The following is a 20,274-nucleotide window of genomic DNA, read 5'->3' as shown; positions in this document are numbered from 1 at the left end:
AAATGTATTCGTAAATCGCTCTTGTTCAATTATGCGGGATTACCTATAATAAATTTATCCTCTCTGTCAGGATACGCAATCCTCAATCGTATTATAGGTGAAACAACGTTGCTTTCCAAAGGAGCTGAGACCAATGAAACAATTTAACAGGGCGGACGCCGAACGTCTGGTGCAGACGTACTCCGACCTAATCCTGCGGCTGGCTTACACCTATTTGAAGTCCACGCACGATGCCGAGGACATCTGCCAGAATATCTTCCTCAAGCTGCTGACCGGCGGTCAAACCTTTGACAGTCCGGCGCACGAAAAAGCGTGGATCATCCGCGCGACCGCCAACGCCTGCAAGGACAGCTTGCGCGCCGCGCACCGGCGCAATGTCGGTCTGGAAGCCGCTGCCGCGACACCCACACCTGCCGCACCGGATTCCGATGTGCTCGATGCGGTGATGGCGCTGCCGCGCAAATACCGTGAAGCGGTCTATCTGCACTACTACGAGGGCTATTCCGTGCGCGAAATCGCGTCTCTGCTCGGTCAGAGCGAGTCTGCCGTTTCCGCACACCTGAGCCGCGGGCGCAAAAGCCTGCGCACCACCTTGGGAGGGGATCTTTATGAACAGAGAGTATAATGATAACAAAATGTATAATTCTGCACTGGACGAGCTTTGCTTCTCCGAAGAAGCGAAAAGCCGCATGGTTGATCGCCTGATGACTGCCGCCGAGCAGCCGGAGCATCCGGTTGCCATTCATCGTGTACGCCGTTTCCCGCGCATTACGGCGGTCGGCGTGGCTGCCGCTCTGGTGCTGAGCATCGGTGCGGGTGCAACAGGCGTATTCAAGTCCGCGAGCGACGCATTTGCCGGCGTATTCGGTCCAACAGCAGACACCGAAATCATCGACCAGATCGGCCGCCCAATCGGCGCGAGCGATACGGCGGGCGGCGTGACCGTCACCGCGGATGCGATTCTGTTTGATGGCTACAACTACCTTATCTCCTACACGCTCGAAAAGGAGGACGGTTCGGCGTTCGACTGCACGAAAAACCCGGATACCGGTCTGCTGAATGTGTACTGGAATCGTGCAGACAGCAATATCGGCCTGAATGCGCAAGGCGCAATCGGCAGTAGCTATTTCTATGACGAAAATCCGAATGATAATGCCATTCAGTATGTTGAAACCATGTCGTACACTGACGCAGTTACGACCGGTGGTACAGCAAAGATTATGCTCGGCGACCTGACAGCAGTAACTGATAACGGCGCTGAAACCAAAACCATCGCCGACGGTACCTGGCATCTCAAGTTCAAGCTGGAGGCCGATAACAGCGCGGTTGAACTGCCTGCCGGTCAGTCTATTCAAGTAGGTGGCAAAACCGCAACGATCAATAAAGTCCTGCTCTCGCCTATCGGCTATAACTTTGTCTACACGGTTGATGGCAAAGCACCGTTTGAGAATGCCGAAAGCGGTCAGGAACCCGCCAGCCACCGCGATACATGGGACGCATTTTCCGCAAAACTGCTTATCAATAAGAAGGACGGCACTGTAATCGACGTGCCAGGCAACGGCGGCAGCATGGACCCGCATGACGGCAACACCGTCTGCACCCGCCAGGGCACGTTCGATACCATTCTCCCGCTTGATGAAGTGGCGTCCGTCACCATCGGTGATACTACAATTCCGGTAGAATAATCGGCGGAGTGCTTGCATTATCGCAAGATCGGTGCGATACTATATTCAAACGATAACACATTATCCATAGGCGTAGAAAACCCCGGAGGGTACATTCTCCGGGGTTTTCTCATCCTAAACAAAATGGAGAATGGAATGCTGCATGAGCATTTTCCATTCTCCATTCTTCATTTTCAATCAAATCGTCGTCAGCAGCTTTGCGAACTCCGCACGAGTGAACGTACCCTGCGGTTTGATCGTGCCGTCGCTGAAGCCCTGCACCAGACCCTTCTGCATACACAGCGCAACCGCATTTCGGCGGTCTGCCGAGATGGAGTCTGCATCCTTGACAGACGCCAGCGTCTGTGCCGTTTCCGCATCACTCATGGCTGCTGTGCCGTCCGCCTGCAGCAGATTTGCAAAAAGCTGCATCGCGTCCTCGCGGGTCATGGCAGCCGTCGGCCGGAAGTCATTCAGGCCCTCGAGCAGACCGTTTGCGTACACCGCGCTGACCGCCTCCGAGTACCACTCGCCTGCGCGAACGTCTGCGGGCAGTGCGCCGCTGCCGGACAGACCGCGCTGACGCGCGATGGTCGTGCAGACCTCAGCCGCCGTGATCTTATCGTTCGGACGGAATTTACCGTTCGCGCCGGTCATCAGCTTGCGCTCGGTCACTGTATTGATATACTGCAGTGCCCAGCAGGTACTGCTCACATCGCTGTAGCCGGTCGCAGCAGCCGAAACTTTGGGCGAATACGGTGTCAGCAGTGCCTTATAGCATGCGCTGTTCCGGTTCAGCACATCGGAAAGCTGCTCAAACGTCAGCAGATATTCCTCTGTGTATGCTCTGCGGGAAGCGCTCTCGTATTCGTTGTAAAAATAGGTTACGCCTTTCGTGCTGATGCGCGGATAGCTGTACAGATAAATCGCATGATCGTCCGGCAGCAGCTGCTTGACCGTCTCGATGTAGTCACCGGTCAGCAGGTCGTTCAGTGTGTACTGCGTGCCGGTGTGCAGATCAAACGCCAGACAGTTATTCCAGACCGACGAACCGGCGCCTTTGCCGCTCACGCAGTTGGCCCAGACAACGAGCACCGAGCCTTCCACGGACGCACCGTAGCTGCCCTCGAGCGCATCATACTCGGCGGTAACGGACGGTCCCTTGAGGAAGAACGAGCGGATTTCGCTGTTGATGGTGCTCTGCACCTTTTTGTCGCTCAGACCGCTGATCTCCGGAAAATCGACATCCCAGCCATGCTCCGTGCCGTCCTGCTGATAGCCCATGAACTTTTCGTAATGCACAGTCCTTGCGGTGATGCCGCCGCCAAGGTCGAACGACTTCGGCTGCTCGAACAGCGTTTTGCCGCTGCGCAGATCAATATATTTGCGGGTGTCGTCCTGCGTGACGCAGACCACGTTTTCGGTCAGAATGGTCGGGTTCTCCGCCTCTTTAACGGACGCTGCAAAGCCGCCGTTTTTGCGGAAGAAAATCAGTGTGCCGTCTGCGGTGTTGTGCCACGACAGACCGTAGCGCAGCTCGGAGAAGCCGCTGATGTAGCTCAGTGTGCGGTAAGACAGGCTGCCGCCCGCATCCACCGCGGAAACCGAACCGTCCTCGCTGCGGGCCGCGTACAGGCCCTCGCCCATGTAGGACAGATAGTAATACGTCGGCGCCGTCAGCAGCTTGCCGGTGGTATCCATAATGCCCCAGCGGTTGATCTGACGAACCATGGCTTCGCCATCGTGAAACTCCGAGATGGTGTTGTACAGAAACTCGGTCAGCAGTTTGCCCTCCGAAAGCGAATACAGCGCCTGATTGGTGCCGTTGGTGACGACCACCGTGCTCTCGCCGTAAATCGCCATGTAGGAAGGCGTTACGTCATTCGGCAGAGTGTACAGCACCGTGCCCTCGGTGTCGATTGCCTGATAATCGCCGTCCTGCGTCTGCACAAGCGTTCTGCCGTTTGAGAACGCGCCAGCCTTACGGTAGCTGCCCGAAAAGGCAGTCGAACCATCCTGCTTGACATAGGAATACAGACCGGTATCCGCATTTCTGCACAGCAGCAGTCCGTCCTCAAAGAAGCCGACCGCGCCCGGATATGAGCCAATGCGCTTGCCGTCAGTCGCATAATACACGCTGTGGTCAGTGTAACGATACGCAACTATCGTATCCGAAAAATCCACCGAAACCGGCGAATCCGTGTATGCAATGACGAGCTTTCCCGTGCGGTCGATCACCGCCGTCTGCCACTGCTCGTTTTCTACGGCAGCGAGTCCGCAGTCCGCGAAATCTCCTGCCTGTGCGTAGGCAAACGGAAGAACGGTCATGCCGTCCTCATCTAGATAGCCTGCGCGTGTCACGCCGTCAATGTCGGTGTACTCTGCCGGAAAAATGGTGCCGGCCGCAGCCGCACTCACCAGCATCACACACGCAACCGCCAGCGCGGAAAGTGTTTTTTTGAACATATGCTTCACCTGTATATTGTGTAAAGTTCTCTATCCTTGTTATTCTTATACAATATACATTATAAGCACTCACGCACTCTCATACAAGGTCAGGCGGCAAAGTGTAACAATGGTGAAACAACCCGCCGGAATGTTACGATTATGTTACATTCCCAGAATGCACATCAGTTGCCGATAATCGGTGTTGCGCTCTTGGCGATGGATACCTTTTCCACATACGGCACATGTGCGTAAACGTTGGCTGTGGTCGAGATGTCGGAATGCCCCAGCCAGTCCTGAATCTGCTTGAGCGAAAAGCCCTGCTGCAGCAGAATCGTTGCAACCGAATGCCGTAAATCGTGAAACCGGATGCGCGGCAGGCACGCGCGGCGGCACACCCGCTCGAACTCACGCGAAATGTAATCCGGCCGGAGCGGCGAACCATCTTCACGGCAGCAGACGTAATCGCTCTGGCAGTAGGCTTTGCCGTACTTTTTGCGGTTGGCGTTCTGTCTGCGGCGCAGATCGGTCAGATACCGCCGGAGCGAGTCGGACAGCGGCAGCGTCCGATAGCTGGATTTGGTCTTTACACTGTCCGCGTAGATCACACGTCCGGAGGACAGCACCGCCGTATGATTGATGATCATGCTCCGTGCCCGAAAATCCACGGCACACCAGCGCAGACCGGCGCACTCGCTGCGGCGCAGACCATAGGTTGCCGCCAGCACGAACGCCGCCTCTGCCGGCGACTGCAGCGCCGCTGCCAGAAAAATGTTGATCTGCGTCCGGTCGTACACCTGTCCTCGAAAGCGCGTCCGCTTGGGCAGCATGACATTATCCGACGGATTCGTCGGGATAATCTGCAGTGCTACCGCGTATTTCAGGCACTTGTGCATAATGGAATGGAACTTAACGATCGAAGTCGGTGAAAGCCCCTGATCGAATTTCAGGTTGACAAAATCCTGAAAATCCATCGGCCGTGCCGTAGCAAGCGTTGTCCCTCGTGCGGTGAAAAACGGCTTGATATGCTTTTCAAATGCGTAGCGGTAGCCGTCCATCGTGTTTTCGCGCACCTGCGTTTTCATCTGGGTCAGCCAGCGGTCCATGAAGTCTGCAAACGGCGTTTTCGCTTCGGTCGAGTAGCGCAGCCGCATCAGGTCCTCCGGACGCATAATAAAGTGAATGTAGCCGTCCTCCTCGTAAATGCGTATGTTCTCCATTGAGAAGCCTCCTGTAAAAATAGTCATCCTGCAGTATTCGGCAGCACTGCACAATGAAAGCTGCGGTGCTGTCTTGTCCTGCATTTCCATATTTTACGAAAATTCGACCAAATTCGACAATATTCATTTTGCACAGAAAAGCAACAAAAAACCGCTCTGAATCTGCATTCAGAGCGGTTTTATCAGTTTTATGGCAATCAGATCGTGCGGACAGAGATCATGCCTTCGATCGCGCGCAGCTCGTCGAGGTTGGCCTCGGTCGGAGCCTCTGCGGTGTCGATGATGGTGTACGCATAGTCACCCTTGGAACGGTTGCCCATATTCTCGATGTTGCAGCGAACAGCGGAGGTGATGGACGCGATCATGTTCGGGATGTTCTTGTGGATCATGCAGATGCGGTAGCCGCCTTCGTACGGAACCTTGAGGTTCGGGAAGTTGACAGAGTTGCGGATGGTGCCCTTCTCGAGGTACTCGGTGATCTCGTAAACGGCCATCTTAGCGCAGTTGTCCTCGCTCTCCGGCGTGGACGCACCCAGATGCGGGAGCGTGATGGCATTCTCCTGCTCGAGGATCTCGTCGGAAGCAAAGTCGGAAACATATGCTGCAACCTTGCCGCTCTCGAGTGCCTTCGCCATTGCCTTGGTGTCAACCAGCTCGCCGCGCGCGAGGTTGATGACGCGAACGCCGTCCTTCATCTTCTCGATCGCCTCTGCGCTGATGGTGTTCTTCGTGTCAGCGTTCAGCGGAACGTGGATGGTGATGTAGTCGCAGTTTGCGAAAATCTCGTCCAGCTCGGTAACGTGCTTGACCGAGCGGTCGAGCTTGAGTGCGCCGTCAACCGACAGGTACGGGTCATAGCCCCAGACCTCCATATCCAGGCCAACAGCCGCGTTTGCAACCTTAACGCCGATCGCACCCAGACCGATGATGCCCAGCTTCTTGCCGGCGATTTCCGGGCCTGCGTAGGTGGACTTGCCCTTCTCTGCAGCAGGACCGATATCCGGCGTGCCCTTGAGGCCCTTAACCCAGTTTGCGCCCTGTACCACCTTGCGGGAAGCCAGCAGCAGTGCACAGATAACCAACTCCTTAACGGCGTTAGCATTTGCACCCGGCGTGTTGAAGACTACGATGCCTTCCTCGGAGCAGCGGTCGATCGGAATGTTGTTGACACCGGCACCTGCACGCGCGATGCAGCGCAGGTTCTTCGGGAACTCGACGTCATGCAGCTTGGCAGAACGAACCAGAACGGCGTCATAATCGGTGAAATCCTCAGAGCAGGTGTACTTTGCCGGATCGAGATCGTCCAGACCTACCTTCGAGATCTTGTTGTAGAGTTTTACGTTATACATGGGATTATCCTCCAATAGAAAATGGAGAATTGAAAATGGAAAATGTCGCTATCCTTGCTCGATACCGCAATTTTCCATTCTCCATTATCAATTCTCAATTATTGTTACTTGTTTTCTTCAGCGAATTTCTTCATGAAGTCGATGAGCTTCTCAACACCTTCGATCGGCATTGCGTTATAGATGGAAGCACGCATGCCGCCTACCGAACGGTGGCCCTTCAGGTTGGACATGCCGGCTGCCATGGACTCCTTGGCAAACTTTGCGTCCAGCTCGTCGTTGCCGGTGCGGAAGGTTACGTTCATGTGGCTGCGGGAATCCTTTGCGGCTACAGTCTTGTAGAAGTCCTGCGAATCGAGGTAATCGTACAGCATGGAGGAACGCTTTTCAGCACGCTCCTGCATAGCCTTTACGCCGCCCATGTCTTCAACCCACTTGGCAACCAGACCGAGTACATAGATGCCGTACGTGGGAGGCGTGTTGTACATGGAATCCTTATCAGCCATGGTCTTCCAGTCCAGCATAACCGGGTATTTCTCGAGCGGATAGTTGCCGAGCAGATCCTCGCGGACGATGACAACGGTAACACCGGCCGGGCCCATGTTCTTCTGTGCACCGGCGTAGATAACGCCGTACTTGGAAACATCAACCGGCTTGGACAGGATGTTGGAGGACATATCCGCTACCAGCTCAACGCCTGCCGGGGTCTCGGGATCGTACTGATACTCGGTGCCGTAGATGGTGTTGTTGGCGCAGATGTAGAAGTAGTCGGCATCCGAACGGATATCCAGCTCATCCTGCGTCGGAACGTGGTCGAAGTTGGTCTCCTTGGAGGAGAATGCAGCGTGCATGTCGCCGAACTTCTGCGCTTCCTTGTAAGCCTTGGAAGCGAAGCTGCCGGTCAGCGCGTAGTCAGCCTTGCCGGTCTTCAGCAGGTTCATCGGGATCGCTGCAAACTGGGTGGTAGCGCCGCCCTGCAGGAACAGAACCTTGTAGTTATCCGGAATGGAGAGTACGCGGCGCAGCGTAGCCTCGGTCTCCTTGATGATGCCGTCATATACCTTTGAACGGTGACTCATCTCCATGACTGACATACCGGAGCCCTGATAGTTCAGCATGTCGGCTGCACAGCGCTCAAGCACCGGAACCGGAAGCATGGAGGGGCCTGCGGAAAAATTGTAGATACGATTGTCTGCCATAGTGAATAGCCTGCCTTTCAAATATAAGCGTAAAGACGTTCCCGGTTTACATATCACAGTCTGTTGCGGTGATATTACTTTTATGAATGGAACGTATTATTAATTATAATACAAAGCTCTGCCGTTGGCTACCGAAAAATGTCCCAAAAAATCCGTAATGAATAAACGAATGTCTGCACATTGTGGACAGTTCATGAAAATTAGTAATGCGTAATCAAAAATCAGTAATTTTTTGTGATAGGTGAATGCATACCTGTGAATCACGGCAATTCCTAATTCCTAATTCCTAATTATGTGTTATACTGTATTATAGCACAATAATGTAAGGAGCCAACTCAACTATGCACCACCGCCGACCGGCTGCGCCGCACAGCCACCGTCCCAATCACAGACAGATCAACCGCCTGATGCCGTTCACAACGGCGCCGCTGTTCCATGCTCTGCAGCTGCTCGAGACCGGCGACTCCGCGCGGTTTCACATGCCCGGGCACAAGGGTGAGCCGGTTTTCAACACCTATGCGGATATTTTTGCCATCGACTTTACCGAAACCTACGGTACCGGCAACCTGTACACCGGTGAAGGCCCTATCCGCGATGCGGAGGTTGCCGCCGCGCGGTATTTCAGCGCGGAGGACTGCTTTTTCCTGACCGGCGGCTCGACACAGGGCATTCTGACCATGCTCGGCACTGCGGTCGGACGCGGCGGCGCTGTCCTGCTCGACCGCGAGGTACACAAGTCCGTCTGCTACGGCTGCGCGCTGCTCGGCATTACGCCGTATTTCTTTTCTGCACCGCTGATCGAGCCGTTCGCGGTTTCCGGTGCGCTTCCGGTCAAGGATGCGGAAGCACAGCTGATCGCGCATCCGGAGATCAAGGCAATCCTGCTGACCTCCCCGACGTATTACGGCATCTGGCGGGCGATTCCCGAGTTTGCCGATCTGTGCCGCGCGCACGGCAAGCTGCTGCTCGTAGACGGAGCACACGGTGCGCACTTCCCTGCTGTCGGCCTGCCGACACCGGTCGCGGAAGGTGCGGATATGGCCGTGCTCTCCATGCACAAAACGCTGCCGTGCATGGGACAGGGCGCCGTTCTGCTCTCCGCGGCAGGCGTGGACCGCCGCGCACTGCGCGAAAACACCATGCTGTTCGGCACGTCCAGTCCGTCCTACCCCATTATGGCGTCCATTGACCTTGCGCGTGCCTACACCGAGGGTCCCGGTCACGCGGAGTACCACCGCTCGGCGGAAACCTGCGCCGAACTGCGTACCTATGTGCAGCACCGGACCATGTTCACCGCACTGACCGAGGATCATTTTCCGGCGCTTGACCCATGCCGTCTGACGGTGTGCACCGCCGGAACCGACATCACCGGTCACCAGCTGGCCGATACGCTGTGGAGCGAATGCGGCGTGGCGTGCGAGATGGCGGACGACCGCAATGTTGTGTTCATCCTCACCGGCTCCGACCCGAACGGTGCGATCAGCCGTCTGAAACGCGGCCTGCGGCGCATTTCCAAACGGCGCCAGCCGCTTCCCCTGCCGTCCCTGTCCGCACCGTTTCCGCCCGCCGAGCGCGTGATGAGCGTGCGCGACGCATGGTTCTCACAGACTGGCAGAGTCCAGCCTGCCGCTGCCGAGGGTCTGGTCTGCGCCCGTCCGGTCACGCCGTATCCGCCCGGTGTGCCGCTGCTCTGGCCCGGCGAGAAAATTACAGGAGCGCACATTGCACTTATCCGTGAAAGATGGTACAATACAATAGATGAAATAACCGTTGTTGTCCATCAATAACGCATCTCATCCAAGCAAACGATATGTTTCCGCGCAGCAATGCGTATAGGGGGTTACTATTATGAAAATGGTACTGGCTATCATCAATTACGATGATTCGCAGGATGTTATCTCCAGCCTGATGAAAGCAGGCTTCTCCATCACCAAGCTGGCGACCACCGGCGGCTTCCTCAAAGCAGGCAACGTCACGATCCTGATCGGTCTGGACGAAAGCAAGCTGGATGAGTGCTTTGACATCATCCGCGAGCACTCCTCCTCCCGCAAGCAGATCATGCCGGCAACCGCTGAGCTCGGCATGGGCTTTTTCCCGTCCACGCCGGTGCAGGTCGAAGTCGGCGGCGCAACCGTATTTGTACTCAACGTCGAGCGTTTTGAAAAGCTGTGATTTCATTTGACGCACTTGCAGGCAACAATGCGCTCAAAAACAGCCTGAAGCATGCGCTGAACGAGCGGTTTCCGCAGACTGTGCTGCTGTCCGGTGACGATCCGGCGGCGCTCAAAACCCTTGCGACTGTACTCGCGGCCGGTATTTTATGCGAAGGCACGGGCAGTCATCCGTGCGGAAACTGTCTGCCGTGCCGCAAGGTGGAGCAGGGTGTGCACCCGGATCTGATGATCGTGGACGAAGGAGAGGCCGAACTCAAGGTCGATCTGGCGCGTCAGCTCAAGGCGGAAAACGCCATTATCCCGAACGACGGAGAACGCCGTGTGACAGTCATTCACCATGCACAGAATCTCAATCCCATGGCGCAGAATGCGCTGCTCAAGGAGCTGGAGGAGCCGCCTTCGTATGCGTTCTTCATTCTGACCGCCGAGCAGCCGGATTCGCTGCTGCAGACCGTGCGCTCGCGCTGCACTAAATTTGCGCTCGAGCCGTCGCATGCGGCGGTGTCGGACGAGGAGGCGGCAAGCCTGCTTGCACCCTATCTCTCTGCGGTTGCCGAACGGCGTGAGGACCGCATGATGCTCGGTGCAATGGGTCTGGAAAAGACGCCGCGCCGTGCACTGTTAGGCGTGCTCGGCATTCTGCAGGCCGCTGTCCGGGACGCGATTTTCGTCTCGAAGGCTCTGCCGCAAAAGCCGCTGCAGCCTGCACTCCGCAAACAGACGCAGGCACTCGCCGGCGCCGTCAGTACGGAACGTCTGTTGGCGGTCTACGATTTTATCGATGTGCTGATCGACCGTGTGTCGCGTAACGCGGCATCCGCGGCTGTCACCTGTGCATTAACGAGCGATATCTACCGCATCTGTTACGCTTCCTAAGCGTTTCCATCATACAGGAGGAAAACTTTTTGACAACAATAATCGGAGTTCGTTTCAAATCGAACGGAAAAATGTATTATTTCGACCCGCAGGGTCTGGAAATCGCACCCGGTACGGGTGTGATCGTCGAGACGGCACGCGGCGTGGAATACGGCGACTGCGTGCAGGGCAACACCGATGTGCCCGATCAGCAGGTCGTGCAGCCGCTCAAGCGCGTGGTCCGTGTGGCAACCGAGGCCGATATGAAAACGCTCGAGCGCAACAAAAAGCGTGCCGATGAGGCGTTTATTATCTGCAAGCAGAAGATCGAGGACCGCGGTCTGGAAATGAACCTTGTCACCGCGGAATGCACCTTTGACATGAACAAGCTGCTGTTTTACTTCACCGCAGACGGTCGTGTGGACTTCCGCGAGCTGGTTAAGGACCTTGCGAGCGTGTTCCGTACCCGCATTGAGCTGCGCCAGATCGGCGTGCGCGATGAGGCAAAGATGATCGGCGGTCTGGGCTGCTGCGGCCGCGAGTTGTGCTGCAGTTCGTATCTCGATGATTTCCATCCGGTCTCCATCAATATGGCAAAGGATCAGAACCTGTCGCTCAATCCGGCGAAGATTTCCGGTGTGTGCGGCCGTCTGATGTGCTGTCTCAAGTATGAGCATGAGGCCTACGCCGAGCTGCAGAAGGTCACGCCGCGTCAGGGCAGCGTGGTCGATACGCCGGAAGGCCGCGGCAAGGTAGTTTCCACCCAGATGCTGCGCGGCACCTGCAAGGTGCAGCTGGACGACAGTCCAGAGCACTCGCTGACCGAGTTCCAGTGCACGCAGTGCTGCATGGTAAAGGGTGCGTGCCGCAACCGTCAGAATGCCGCCGCTATGGCCGAGGAACGCCGTAAGCGCGAGGAGCAGGAGGATGCTGCCGCTCCCGCACCCAAAAAGGATGCACCGAAAAAGAGCGAGGCTCCGCATCAGAAGCCGCAGCAGCCGCGTTCGCCGCGCAAGCCTGCCCCGCAGCAGACTGCCGCAGACGAACTGCCCGAAGATGCTCAGAATGAGCTGTCTCCGGACGGTGAAGGTGCGCCGCGCCGTCGCCGCCGCAGAGGCGGAAGACGCCGCCGCAAGCCGAATGGCGAAAACGGTGCTCCGGAACAGAATTCCGGCGAAGAATGAGAAAAAGAGCGAAACCGCATGGTTTCGCTCTTTTTTTGCGCAAATACAGCCGCTCCCCTATCTGCAAGCTCAGTGAAGAAAATCGGCTTCAGTGAATCATGCTTTCTATCATTCTCCTGCTTATTTTGCCGTGGCAGCGTACTTATCAACCAGCGTCTGTGCCATTTCCATCGCCGTCTCGCCCTTATTCAGACGCAGCGACAGATACGGTGTCGAACCGGCGTTGAGCAGCAGGCGGCCCTTGAATTCACTGTCACCGCAGAGCGAGGACAGGCGCGCGAAATCGGTCTCGGAAAAGGTGAGCAGCAGCCGTCCGTCCTGCTGCTTGATCTCCGCAATCCCCTGCTCGCTGGCCTTGGCACGCAGCAGCGCAATATCCAGCAGCGCGATAGCCTCCGCAGGCGGCTCACCGAAGCGGTCGATCAGCTCGTCAAGCATATCACTGCGCTGCTCGTCCGTTCGGATGAGCGCAATACGGCGGTACAGATCGACACGCTGCCCCGCATCCGCAACATAATCGGCGGGAAGGTTGGCAGAAATCAGCAGTTCGGCCGCACAATCGACACGCGGCTTGGGTGTTTCTCCCTTCTCCTCCTGCACAGCCTCTTCGAGCAGCTTGAGGTACAGATCATAGCCGACACTCATCATGTGGCCGGACTGCTCGGGACCGAGCACATTGCCGGCACCGCGAATTTCCAGATCACGCATGGCAATCTTGAAGCCCGAGCCGAACGCTGCAAACTCACGAATCGCACCGAGCCGCTTCTGCGCGATCTCGCTCAGCGCCTTGCCGTGCCGGTAGCACAGGTAGGCGTAGGCGTGGCGCGACGAGCGGCCTACACGGCCGCGAATCTGGTGCAGCTGCGCCAGACCCATATTGTCTGCGTTCTCGATAATGAGCGTGTTCGCGTTCGGGATATCAATGCCGGTCTCGATAATGGTGGTGCAGACCAGAATATCGATCTCGCCGTCTGCCATCTCGTTCATAACCTTTGCAATCTCTTTCTGACCCATTTTGCCGTGAACGATGCCGATTCGCGCATCCGGAAGCCGCTGCTGCCACAGGTTCGCACATCGCTCGATGGACTCCACACGGTTGTGCAGGTAGTACACCTGCCCGCCGCGTCCCAGCTCACGCCGGATGGCATCGAGCAGCACGCCGTCGTTCTGCTCAAGCACGAACGTCTGCACCGGATGGCGGTTCTGCGGCGGCTCCTCGATGGAGGACATATCGCGGATGCCGGACAGCGCCATGTTGAGCGTGCGCGGGATCGGCGTTGCCGACAGCGTGAGCACGTCCACGTTTTTGCTCATTTCCTTGAGCGTTTCCTTGTGCCCGACGCCGAACCGCTGTTCCTCGTCCACGACGAGCAGACCGAGATCCTTGAACTTGATCTTTTTGTTGAACAGCTTGTGCGTGCCGATAACCAGATCGACCGAGCCCGCCTCCAGCTTTTTGAGCAGCGCAGTCTGCTCCGAGCCGGTCTTGTAGCGCGTGAGCAGCTCGATCGTGATCGGGTGACCCTGAAAACGCTGCATCGCGGTCAGGTAATGCTGCCGCGCAAGCACGGTCGTCGGTACGAGGATAGCCGCCTGCTTGCCCGCGAGAATGCACTTCATCACGGCACGCAGCGCGACCTCGGTCTTGCCAAAGCCGACATCGCCGCACAGCAGGCGGTCCATCGGGCGGTCGGACTGCATATCGTCCTTGATCTCGGCAATGCAGCGCAGCTGGTCGTCGGTCTCCTCGTAGGGGAAATCCTCCTCGAACTCGCGCTGCCACGCGTCATCCGGCGGGAAGGCGTAACCCTTGACCTTGGCGCGCTCGGCATACAGCTTGATGAGACCCTCGGCCAGCTCTTTTGCCGCCGCCTTGGCGCGTGCTTTCGCCTTGCTCCAGTCCGCGCCGCCGAGCTTGTTCAGCCGCACGCGCTCGTTGTCGCCGCCGCCGATATATTTGGAGATGAGGTCGAGCGAGGTTGCCGGAACATACAGAAAATCCGTGCCCGCAAACGCAATTTTGATGAAATCGCGCTCGGAACCGTCCACCGTCATGCGCTCCATACCGATAAACCGACCGATACCGTGGTGCTCATGCACGACCAGATCACCCGGTGTCAGGTCGGTGTACGACTTCACCTTATCACGGTTGGACTTCTTGACCTGCGTTTTCTTCCGCCGGGCAAGAACCTGTCCCTCGGTCATGACAACAAGACCGAGATCGGGATACTCAAAGCCGGCGGACAGCGTGCCCTCCATGATGTTGACACAGCCGCCCTTGGGCAGCAGATCGCTGATTTTTACGTTGAGACCGGTGTCGGTCAGCGCATCCAGCATGTTCCGGCAGCGCAGCGCACTGCCGCACACGACCGCCACCGCGCGTCCCTGCTCGGTATAGCTGCGGATGTCGGCAGACGCCATGTCGAGATTGCCGCCGTAGGCGTTCATCTGGTTGGCGATAAAGTTTTCCAGATGCTGCGGTGTCAGTTCGGCTACGTTGTTGAGAAAGCTGTCCAGACGCAGAATCTGGCGCTTCACGCTGCATACGCCGACAAAATCGAGCGCATACTCACCGAGGGCGGGCGGCATTTCGCCGCGCTCGAGCAGAGCAGTTACGTCGTCGGCTACACGCGCGTGGAAATCGCGCACCGCGTCGCGCAGACGGGGCGTGTCCTCGATGATGACGATGGCATTTTCGGGTAGATAGTCGAACGCGGTCGCCATCTCGGGACAAATGAGCGGCATATACTTGTCCGCTGCGGGCAGCGAACCGGTCTCGCGCAGACGTTCCGCGTCCCGTTCGAGATTAGCCTGCAAATCTGCGTGCTGCTTCTTCCGGCGGGTCGAGGTGAGTGCCAGAACAGCCTTTGCCAGTCCTGCCGCACCGCCCTTCGCCAGTGCCGGAATGGATTCCATACACGGCAGACAGCGCAGGCACTCGCACTGCTCCAATCGGCGCTGACTGCCGACGTCGAACGTGGAGATCGAGTCAATCTCATCATCCCAGAATTCCACGCGGTACGGGTGCTCCGCCTGCGGCGGAAACACATCGAGGATACCGCCGCGAATGGAAAACTGACCGGTGCCTTCGACCTGTACGCAGCGCTCGTAGCCTGCGCGCGTGAGCGACTGCGCCAGTTCGTCCAACGGCGCAGTTTCACCGGCCGCGAGGGTGACAACCGACTGCACGAGCAGTTCGGGCGGCATGGTGCGCTGTGCTGCCGCCTGCACGGACGCGACCGCGAAACGCGCCTCGCGCATTTCGTCCAGTACGGCAAGTCGGCGCTGTTCGTAGCCGCGCGACACTCCGACCACGTCCGCCATAACTAGCTCGCGCGAGGGAAGGAGCACGACGTCACGCTCGGCAAAGCCGCGCAGGTCGGCGGCAAAGCGGTTCGCGGCGTTATCGTCATCGGTCAGCACCAGCACCGGACGGCCGGTGTCCAGACCCAGAGCCGCCGCGAGGTGCGCCTTATGGATGGCAGATAGACCGACCGCCAGCACCGGAGATTTGCCCTCATCAACGGCTTGTTTTAACTGTTTGTATTCTTTTAGATAAGTTATACTTTTTGTAATTTCGTTCAAGAGGTTCACCTCCCTTTCATAATGGAAAATGGAGGAGTCCGCCTGTAAAGGCGGTTATTTGAATAATTGCGCAAAGCAAGATACCAGCGCAGCGCGACTGAAGTCTGCGCAAGGATAGCGCTAATTCTCAATTCTCCATTCTTAATTATTGAGACACCAAAAGGGCAGATTTCTCAATCTGCCCTAATGTTATGCGTATTTTTTGCGAAATATGCGTGTTAGTCTGCCTTGTGGCAGGTCTCGCAGTCTGCATCGCAGCCGAGAATCTCAGACGGATCCTTGCCCAGACGCTTGTAATAGTCGGAAATTGCAGAGCGCAGCGCTTCCTCTGCCAGCACGGAGCAGTGCATCTTTACCGGCGGCAGACCGTCCAGAGCCTCAGCAACGGCCTTGTTGGTCAGCTTGAGCGCTTCCTCCAGGCTCTTGCCCTTTACCATCTCGGTAGCCATCGAGCTGGTTGCGATCGCTGCACCGCAGCCGAAGGTCTTGAACTTAACGTCCTCGATGATGCCGTCGTCCGACACCTTGAGGTAAATCTTCATAATATCGCCGCACTTTGCGTTGCCGACCTCGCCGACACCGTTTGCGTCCTCAATCTCGCCAACATTGCGCGGATGCGTAAAGTGGTCGAGCACCTTTTCACTGTACTGCATAAAATCTATCTCCTTTTTGTCCAATCAAATGAATATATTGCAGGAAAATCAATCGTAGGGCGCGACGACCCCGGCGCGCCGAGTCGTCGCGCCCTACGGGATACGTTTCCGTTTATCTTAATGTGCGTGCAGCTCGGTTGCAGCGGTCAGGTTAGGATGACCGTTCTCCCAAACCGGGCTCATCGAGCGCAGGGTCTTAACAACATCGGTAACCGTCTCGATGATATAATCAACGTCCTCCTCGGTGTTCTGTTCACCCAGGGTCAGGCGCAGAGAGCCATGCGCGATCTCGTGCGGCAGACCGATCGCCATCAGAACGTGAGACGGATCGAGCGAACCGGTGGAGCATGCCGAACCGGTGGAGCCGCATACGCCTGCGTTATCCAGTCGCAGGATCAGGCCCTCGCCCTCAATCGCCTCAAAGACGAACGAAGCGGTGCCCGGCAGACGGTTTACCGGATCGCCGGTATAGTGGGAGTACGGAATGTTTTCCATAATGCCCTTAACGAGCTTGTCCGTCAGCTTCTTGACGTAGCCCATCTTCTCATCCAGACCTTCAACGGCCTCCTTCATCGCTGCTGCCAGACCGATGCAGCCTGCGGTGTTCTCGGTGCCGGAAACCAGACCGCGCTCCTGGCCGCCGCCGTATACCAGCGGCTCAAGGGTGATGCCCTTCTTCACATACAGCACGCCGGTGCCGCGTGGACCGCGGAACTTATGACCGGACAGGGACAGCATGTCGATGCCCATCTCCTGTACGTCGATGTGCATATGGCCGACAGCCTGAACCGCGTCGGTGTGGAACTTTGCGCCAACCGAATGCGCCAGCTCGGCAATCTGCTTGATCGGCTGAATCGTGCCGATCTCGTTGTTTGCCGCCATAACGGAAACCAGTGCGGTGTCCTCGGACAGCTCTGCCTTCAGCTGCTCAAGATCTACACGGCCTTCCTTATCCACATTCAAATAGGTAACGCGGTAGCCCTCCTTCTCAAGCGCCTCACAGGTGTACAGCACTGCATGATGCTCGATCTTGGAGGTGATGATGTGCTTGCGGCCCTTGGAGGACGGACCGTGCATAAAGCCGCGAATCGCAAGGTTGTCCGCCTGCGAACCGCCGCCGGTGAATACGATCTCACCCGGTGCATAGTCGTTCTTCTCGTTTACCGGCTCTGCCGCGTTCAGGCACTTGCCGACAACGGTGCGCGCATCGTTAAGCGCTTCCTTTGCCGCACGGCCGATGCGGTACAGCGAAGACGGGTTGCCGTAGTTCTCGGTCAGCCACGGCTTCATAGCGTTGAACGCAGTTTCGGACATCGGGGTCGTCGCCGCGTTATCCGCATATACGAATCTCTTTTCCATAGTATATCTGCCTTTCTTTGTCCAAAAAGGTTGTCTTAAATACAAGCTGAACAGGCGGTTTTCGACGCGCGAAAACCCGAGTAAAATGATAGGTTCAGCGGGTACTACTAATATACACCCGAAACGGGTATTTTAGCAAGTGAAAAACTGACGAAACAGCAAGCATATCCTGCTGCATTTTGCATTAGTTTGTGCATTTTGTGTAGTTTTATAAGGAAGTTAGCTGTGTTTTACCGGTGCGTGTGTGTATCGAGGCGTTTTTTCAGCCGTTCGAGCACCTCAGTGTAACGCTCGGAGCGGGCGGTCGGGTTGCCGCGCAGCAGGCTCTTGCGGGTACGGCCGAGTGCGGCTGCCCGCTCGTCAAAGCGGCGCTGCAGCTCGTCGAGCTTAGCCTGCAGCTGCTCGCGTGCAGCTGCGGTCTGCGCCCTGCGCTCGTCGGAGCGCATCTCATGCACGGCGGCAAGCTGTTCCTTTGCATCGTCCATTTTTTCGGAGAGCTGCGCTTTTGCGTCGGCAAGCTGTTCCTTCGCATCATCTATTTTCTCGGAGAACTGCGCCTTCGCCTCGCCCACCTTCTCGGTGAACTCGCCGTGCGCTTCCTCTACACGGTAGGACAGGTTGGTCAGACCGACAAGCGCAGTCTCGGACAGCTGCTGACGCAGCTCGGCTCCCTGCTCGCGCAGACGGTCAAGTTCCTCGAGCACCTTGGCGAGATCGAGTGCGCTGCGTACGGATACGATCACATCGCTGATAAATGCCGCCGAAAACAGCACGTCGATCACGATCAGTCCGATAAACGGCAGACCGAGCACCAGCTTTTCAATCGGCGGATGAATGACGCTCGTCAGGATCAGGCCGAGAAAGCCCCAGCATAGCGACGAGCGCAGGCAGATATAGCCCTGAAACTGGAATCTCTGCTTGGAGTAATCCCAGTATTTTACCTTGAATATCTTCTCCATCACCACGCCGACGATGTATTCAAACACGGTCGCCGCGATCATGCTCGCCAGATACAGCCACACCGGATGCTGTTTTAACGGTAGCGAAACATGCAGCAGGATCACGGCGCCGAAGCCGTAAATCGGCAGCATGGGGCCGCGCAGGAAGCCGCGGTTGACCAGTCTGCGCTGTCCTACCGAGACCACGGTGGACTCAAAGCACCAGCCGAGCATACAGTACAGGTAGAAAACCAGCAGCCACTGGGCGGCGGAATAACTGTAATACACGCTCTCACTCCTCACGATTCGGATTTCGTATTTATCTATTTTATCGAATTTTTTGACTTTTTGCAAGGGGAACGATATAATAGAATCATACTATTTTAATAGGAAGGGCAGGAACGCCTAATGCTGAATTTTAATCTGCACACCACGACTGAGATTGTATTTGGTAAAGATATTGAGGAACAGATCGGCCCGCGTCTGAAAGAGCTGGGAGTGCACCGCATTTTAGTGCACTTCGGCGGCTCGAGCGCACGCACGACCGGTCTGCTGGACCGTGTGGAAAAGAGCCTGTTTACGGCGGGTCTTGCCTTTGTTGAACTGGGCGGTGTATCGCCGAACCCGAAGGTATCGCTTGTCCGCAAGGGCATTGCACTGGCAGAGCGAGAGGGCATCGACTTTGTGCTGGCAGTCGGCGGCGGCTCGGTAATCGACTCGGCGAAGGCCATCGCCATGGGCGTTGCCACCAAAACTGATCCGTGGCAGTTTGCATCTACCGGCACAAAGCCGGATACCACCCTGCCGGTCGGCACTGTACTGACGCTGGCAGCCTCCGGCTCGGAAAGCAGCAACTCCTGCGTACTCACCAATGAGGAGACCAAGGAGAAGCGCGGTATCACGAGCGAGACCAACCGTCCGCGCATCAGCTTCCTTGATCCGGAGAACACCTATACTGTGTCCAAATTCCAGACCGGCTGCGGCATTGTGGACATCATGATGCACACGCTCGAGCGTTACCTCACGCCGGAAGGCGGCGAAAGCGACATGACCGACCGCATTGCCGAAGGTCTGCTCATTGCCGTGCGCGATGCCGGCCGCCGGGCAATCGCCAATCCGCGCGATTATGAGGCGCGTGCGTCCCTGATGTGGGCCGGCAGCGTTTCGCATAACGATTACACCGGCTGCGGCCGCAAGCGCCTGTTCCCGGTGCATAAGCTTGAGCATGAGCTGTCCGCGTTCCGCGATGAAATTGCACACGGTGCCGGTCTGTCCGTGCTGTTCCCAGCCTGGGCGCTGTACGAGATGAAGAACGATTTTCCGCGCTTTGCTCAGCTGGCGAACCGCGTATTTGGCGTGGAGATGGATTTCCACCATCCTGAGCGCACCGCACGCGAAGGCATCCTGACCATGAAGCGCTTCTTTGAGGAGATCGGCATGCCGACGCATCTGTCGCAGCTTGGCATCAAACCGGAGAATTACGCACAGCTGGCCGCAAATACCGTCCGCACGGTCCAGGGTCCGGTCAAGAGCTATTCCGCACTTGATGAACAGGCTATCATCGAGATTTATAAGCTGGCGGAGTAAAACCGCCTGTGACAAAGGCAGCGCAATAAGCGTAACAGCTGCGAAGGGAAGGCTGTGCAGCAGCC

General features: G+C 57.0%; 14 protein-coding genes and 1 pseudogene. 7 read left to right on the top strand and 8 right to left on the bottom strand.

Features of this window, described 5'->3' with window-relative positions; translation table 11 throughout:
• Positions 1-133: 133 nt before the first annotated feature.
• Positions 134-625, top strand: a complete 492-nt coding sequence (locus DWZ82_RS00435; protein ID WP_118478018.1) for an RNA polymerase sigma factor — start codon at positions 134-136, stop codon at positions 623-625.
• Positions 609-1,685 (top strand): DUF4179 domain-containing protein, encoded by a 1,077-nt coding sequence (locus DWZ82_RS00430; RefSeq protein WP_118478016.1) that lies wholly within the window; start codon positions 609-611, stop codon positions 1,683-1,685. Before DWZ82_RS00435 ends, DWZ82_RS00430 begins: the two co-directional genes overlap by 17 nt.
• 177 nt (positions 1,686-1,862) lie before the next feature.
• Here DWZ82_RS00430 and DWZ82_RS00425 read toward each other — a convergent pair whose 3' ends face one another.
• From DWZ82_RS00425 to serC, 4 genes are all read right to left on the bottom strand, one after another.
• Positions 1,863-4,130, bottom strand: a complete 2,268-nt coding sequence (locus tag DWZ82_RS00425) for an S-layer homology domain-containing protein (protein WP_118478014.1) — start codon at positions 4,128-4,130, stop codon at positions 1,863-1,865.
• Positions 4,131-4,294: 164 nt separating this feature from the next.
• On the bottom strand, positions 4,295-5,329 hold the full coding sequence (locus tag DWZ82_RS00420) for a tyrosine-type recombinase/integrase (RefSeq protein ID WP_158574617.1): 1,035 nt from the start codon (positions 5,327-5,329) through the stop codon (positions 4,295-4,297).
• 197 nt (positions 5,330-5,526) lie between these two features.
• The gene (locus tag DWZ82_RS00415) at positions 5,527-6,678 is read right to left on the bottom strand and encodes a 3-phosphoglycerate dehydrogenase family protein (RefSeq protein ID WP_118478010.1); all 1,152 of its coding nucleotides are present in this window, start codon (positions 6,676-6,678) and stop codon (positions 5,527-5,529) included.
• Positions 6,679-6,782: 104 nt separating this feature from the next.
• Positions 6,783-7,874: a 3-phosphoserine/phosphohydroxythreonine transaminase gene (gene serC / locus DWZ82_RS00410; protein WP_118478008.1), complete on the bottom strand. Its 1,092-nt coding sequence runs from the start codon at positions 7,872-7,874 to the stop codon at positions 6,783-6,785.
• 341 nt (positions 7,875-8,215) lie between these two features.
• Here serC and DWZ82_RS00405 point away from each other — a divergent pair, with 341 nt between their 5' ends.
• From DWZ82_RS00405 to DWZ82_RS00390, 4 genes and pseudogenes are all read left to right on the top strand, one after another.
• Positions 8,216-9,661 (top strand): aminotransferase class I/II-fold pyridoxal phosphate-dependent enzyme, encoded by a 1,446-nt coding sequence (locus tag DWZ82_RS00405; RefSeq protein ID WP_118478006.1) that lies wholly within the window; start codon positions 8,216-8,218, stop codon positions 9,659-9,661.
• Positions 9,662-9,722: 61 nt separating this feature from the next.
• Positions 9,723-10,046: a cyclic-di-AMP receptor gene (locus tag DWZ82_RS00400; protein WP_110435421.1), complete on the top strand. Its 324-nt coding sequence runs from the start codon at positions 9,723-9,725 to the stop codon at positions 10,044-10,046.
• Positions 10,043-10,924, top strand: coding sequence for a hypothetical protein (locus tag DWZ82_RS00395; protein ID WP_118478004.1), 882 nt, complete (start codon positions 10,043-10,045; stop codon positions 10,922-10,924). The genes DWZ82_RS00400 and DWZ82_RS00395 overlap by 4 nt, the downstream gene beginning before the upstream one ends.
• A 29-nt stretch (positions 10,925-10,953) precedes the next feature.
• Positions 10,954-11,826, top strand: a pseudogene (locus tag DWZ82_RS00390) (PSP1 domain-containing protein); the annotation flags it as partial.
• 381 nt (positions 11,827-12,207) lie between these two features.
• Here DWZ82_RS00390 and mfd read toward each other — a convergent pair.
• From mfd to DWZ82_RS00370, 4 genes are all read right to left on the bottom strand, one after another.
• Positions 12,208-15,672 (bottom strand): transcription-repair coupling factor, encoded by a 3,465-nt coding sequence (gene mfd, locus DWZ82_RS00385; RefSeq protein WP_118478000.1) that lies wholly within the window; start codon positions 15,670-15,672, stop codon positions 12,208-12,210.
• A gap of 218 nt (positions 15,673-15,890) precedes the next feature.
• Positions 15,891-16,325 carry a Fe-S cluster assembly scaffold protein NifU gene (gene nifU, locus DWZ82_RS00380; protein WP_118477998.1) on the bottom strand — a complete coding sequence of 145 codons (435 nt, stop codon included), beginning with the start codon at positions 16,323-16,325 and terminating at the stop codon, positions 15,891-15,893.
• 117 nt (positions 16,326-16,442) lie between these two features.
• On the bottom strand, positions 16,443-17,684 hold the full coding sequence (locus DWZ82_RS00375) for a cysteine desulfurase family protein (protein WP_110435446.1): 1,242 nt from the start codon (positions 17,682-17,684) through the stop codon (positions 16,443-16,445).
• A 230-nt stretch (positions 17,685-17,914) separates the two neighbouring features.
• The gene (locus tag DWZ82_RS00370; RefSeq protein ID WP_118477996.1) at positions 17,915-18,910 is read right to left on the bottom strand and encodes a putative ABC transporter permease; all 996 of its coding nucleotides are present in this window, start codon (positions 18,908-18,910) and stop codon (positions 17,915-17,917) included.
• A 120-nt stretch (positions 18,911-19,030) separates the two neighbouring features.
• On the opposite strand from DWZ82_RS00370, the gene DWZ82_RS00365 reads away from it, so the two are divergent.
• The gene (locus DWZ82_RS00365; protein WP_118477994.1) at positions 19,031-20,209 is read left to right on the top strand and encodes an iron-containing alcohol dehydrogenase; all 1,179 of its coding nucleotides are present in this window, start codon (positions 19,031-19,033) and stop codon (positions 20,207-20,209) included.
• The last annotated feature ends 65 nt before the right edge of the window (positions 20,210-20,274 follow it).

The organism is Butyricicoccus sp. AF35-5AC (assembly GCF_003477715.1).
GTDB lineage: Bacteria > Bacillota > Clostridia > Oscillospirales > Butyricicoccaceae > Agathobaculum > Agathobaculum butyriciproducens.
The sequence above is the reverse complement of the archived record's forward strand: the minus strand, read 5'-3'. Positions and strand labels throughout refer to the sequence as shown.

What these genes read in the sequence shown, in the direction of transcription:
- DWZ82_RS00375 (WP_110435446.1), bottom strand. Translation starts at nt 17,684, where the DNA reads ATGGAAAAGAGATTCGTATATGCGGATAACGCGGCGACGACCCCGATG.
- nifU (WP_118477998.1), bottom strand. Translation starts at nt 16,325, where the DNA reads ATGCAGTACAGTGAAAAGGTGCTCGACCACTTTACGCATCCGCGCAAT.
- DWZ82_RS00435 (WP_118478018.1), top strand. Translation starts at nt 134, where the DNA reads ATGAAACAATTTAACAGGGCGGACGCCGAACGTCTGGTGCAGACGTAC.
- serC (WP_118478008.1), bottom strand. Translation starts at nt 7,874, where the DNA reads ATGGCAGACAATCGTATCTACAATTTTTCCGCAGGCCCCTCCATGCTT.
- DWZ82_RS00365 (WP_118477994.1), top strand. Translation starts at nt 19,031, where the DNA reads ATGCTGAATTTTAATCTGCACACCACGACTGAGATTGTATTTGGTAAA.
- DWZ82_RS00425 (WP_118478014.1), bottom strand. Translation starts at nt 4,130, where the DNA reads ATGTTCAAAAAAACACTTTCCGCGCTGGCGGTTGCGTGTGTGATGCTG.
- DWZ82_RS00430 (WP_118478016.1), top strand. Translation starts at nt 609, where the DNA reads ATGAACAGAGAGTATAATGATAACAAAATGTATAATTCTGCACTGGAC.
- DWZ82_RS00415 (WP_118478010.1), bottom strand. Translation starts at nt 6,678, where the DNA reads ATGTATAACGTAAAACTCTACAACAAGATCTCGAAGGTAGGTCTGGAC.
- DWZ82_RS00420 (WP_158574617.1), bottom strand. Translation starts at nt 5,329, where the DNA reads ATGGAGAACATACGCATTTACGAGGAGGACGGCTACATTCACTTTATT.
- DWZ82_RS00400 (WP_110435421.1), top strand. Translation starts at nt 9,723, where the DNA reads ATGAAAATGGTACTGGCTATCATCAATTACGATGATTCGCAGGATGTT.
- DWZ82_RS00405 (WP_118478006.1), top strand. Translation starts at nt 8,216, where the DNA reads ATGCACCACCGCCGACCGGCTGCGCCGCACAGCCACCGTCCCAATCAC.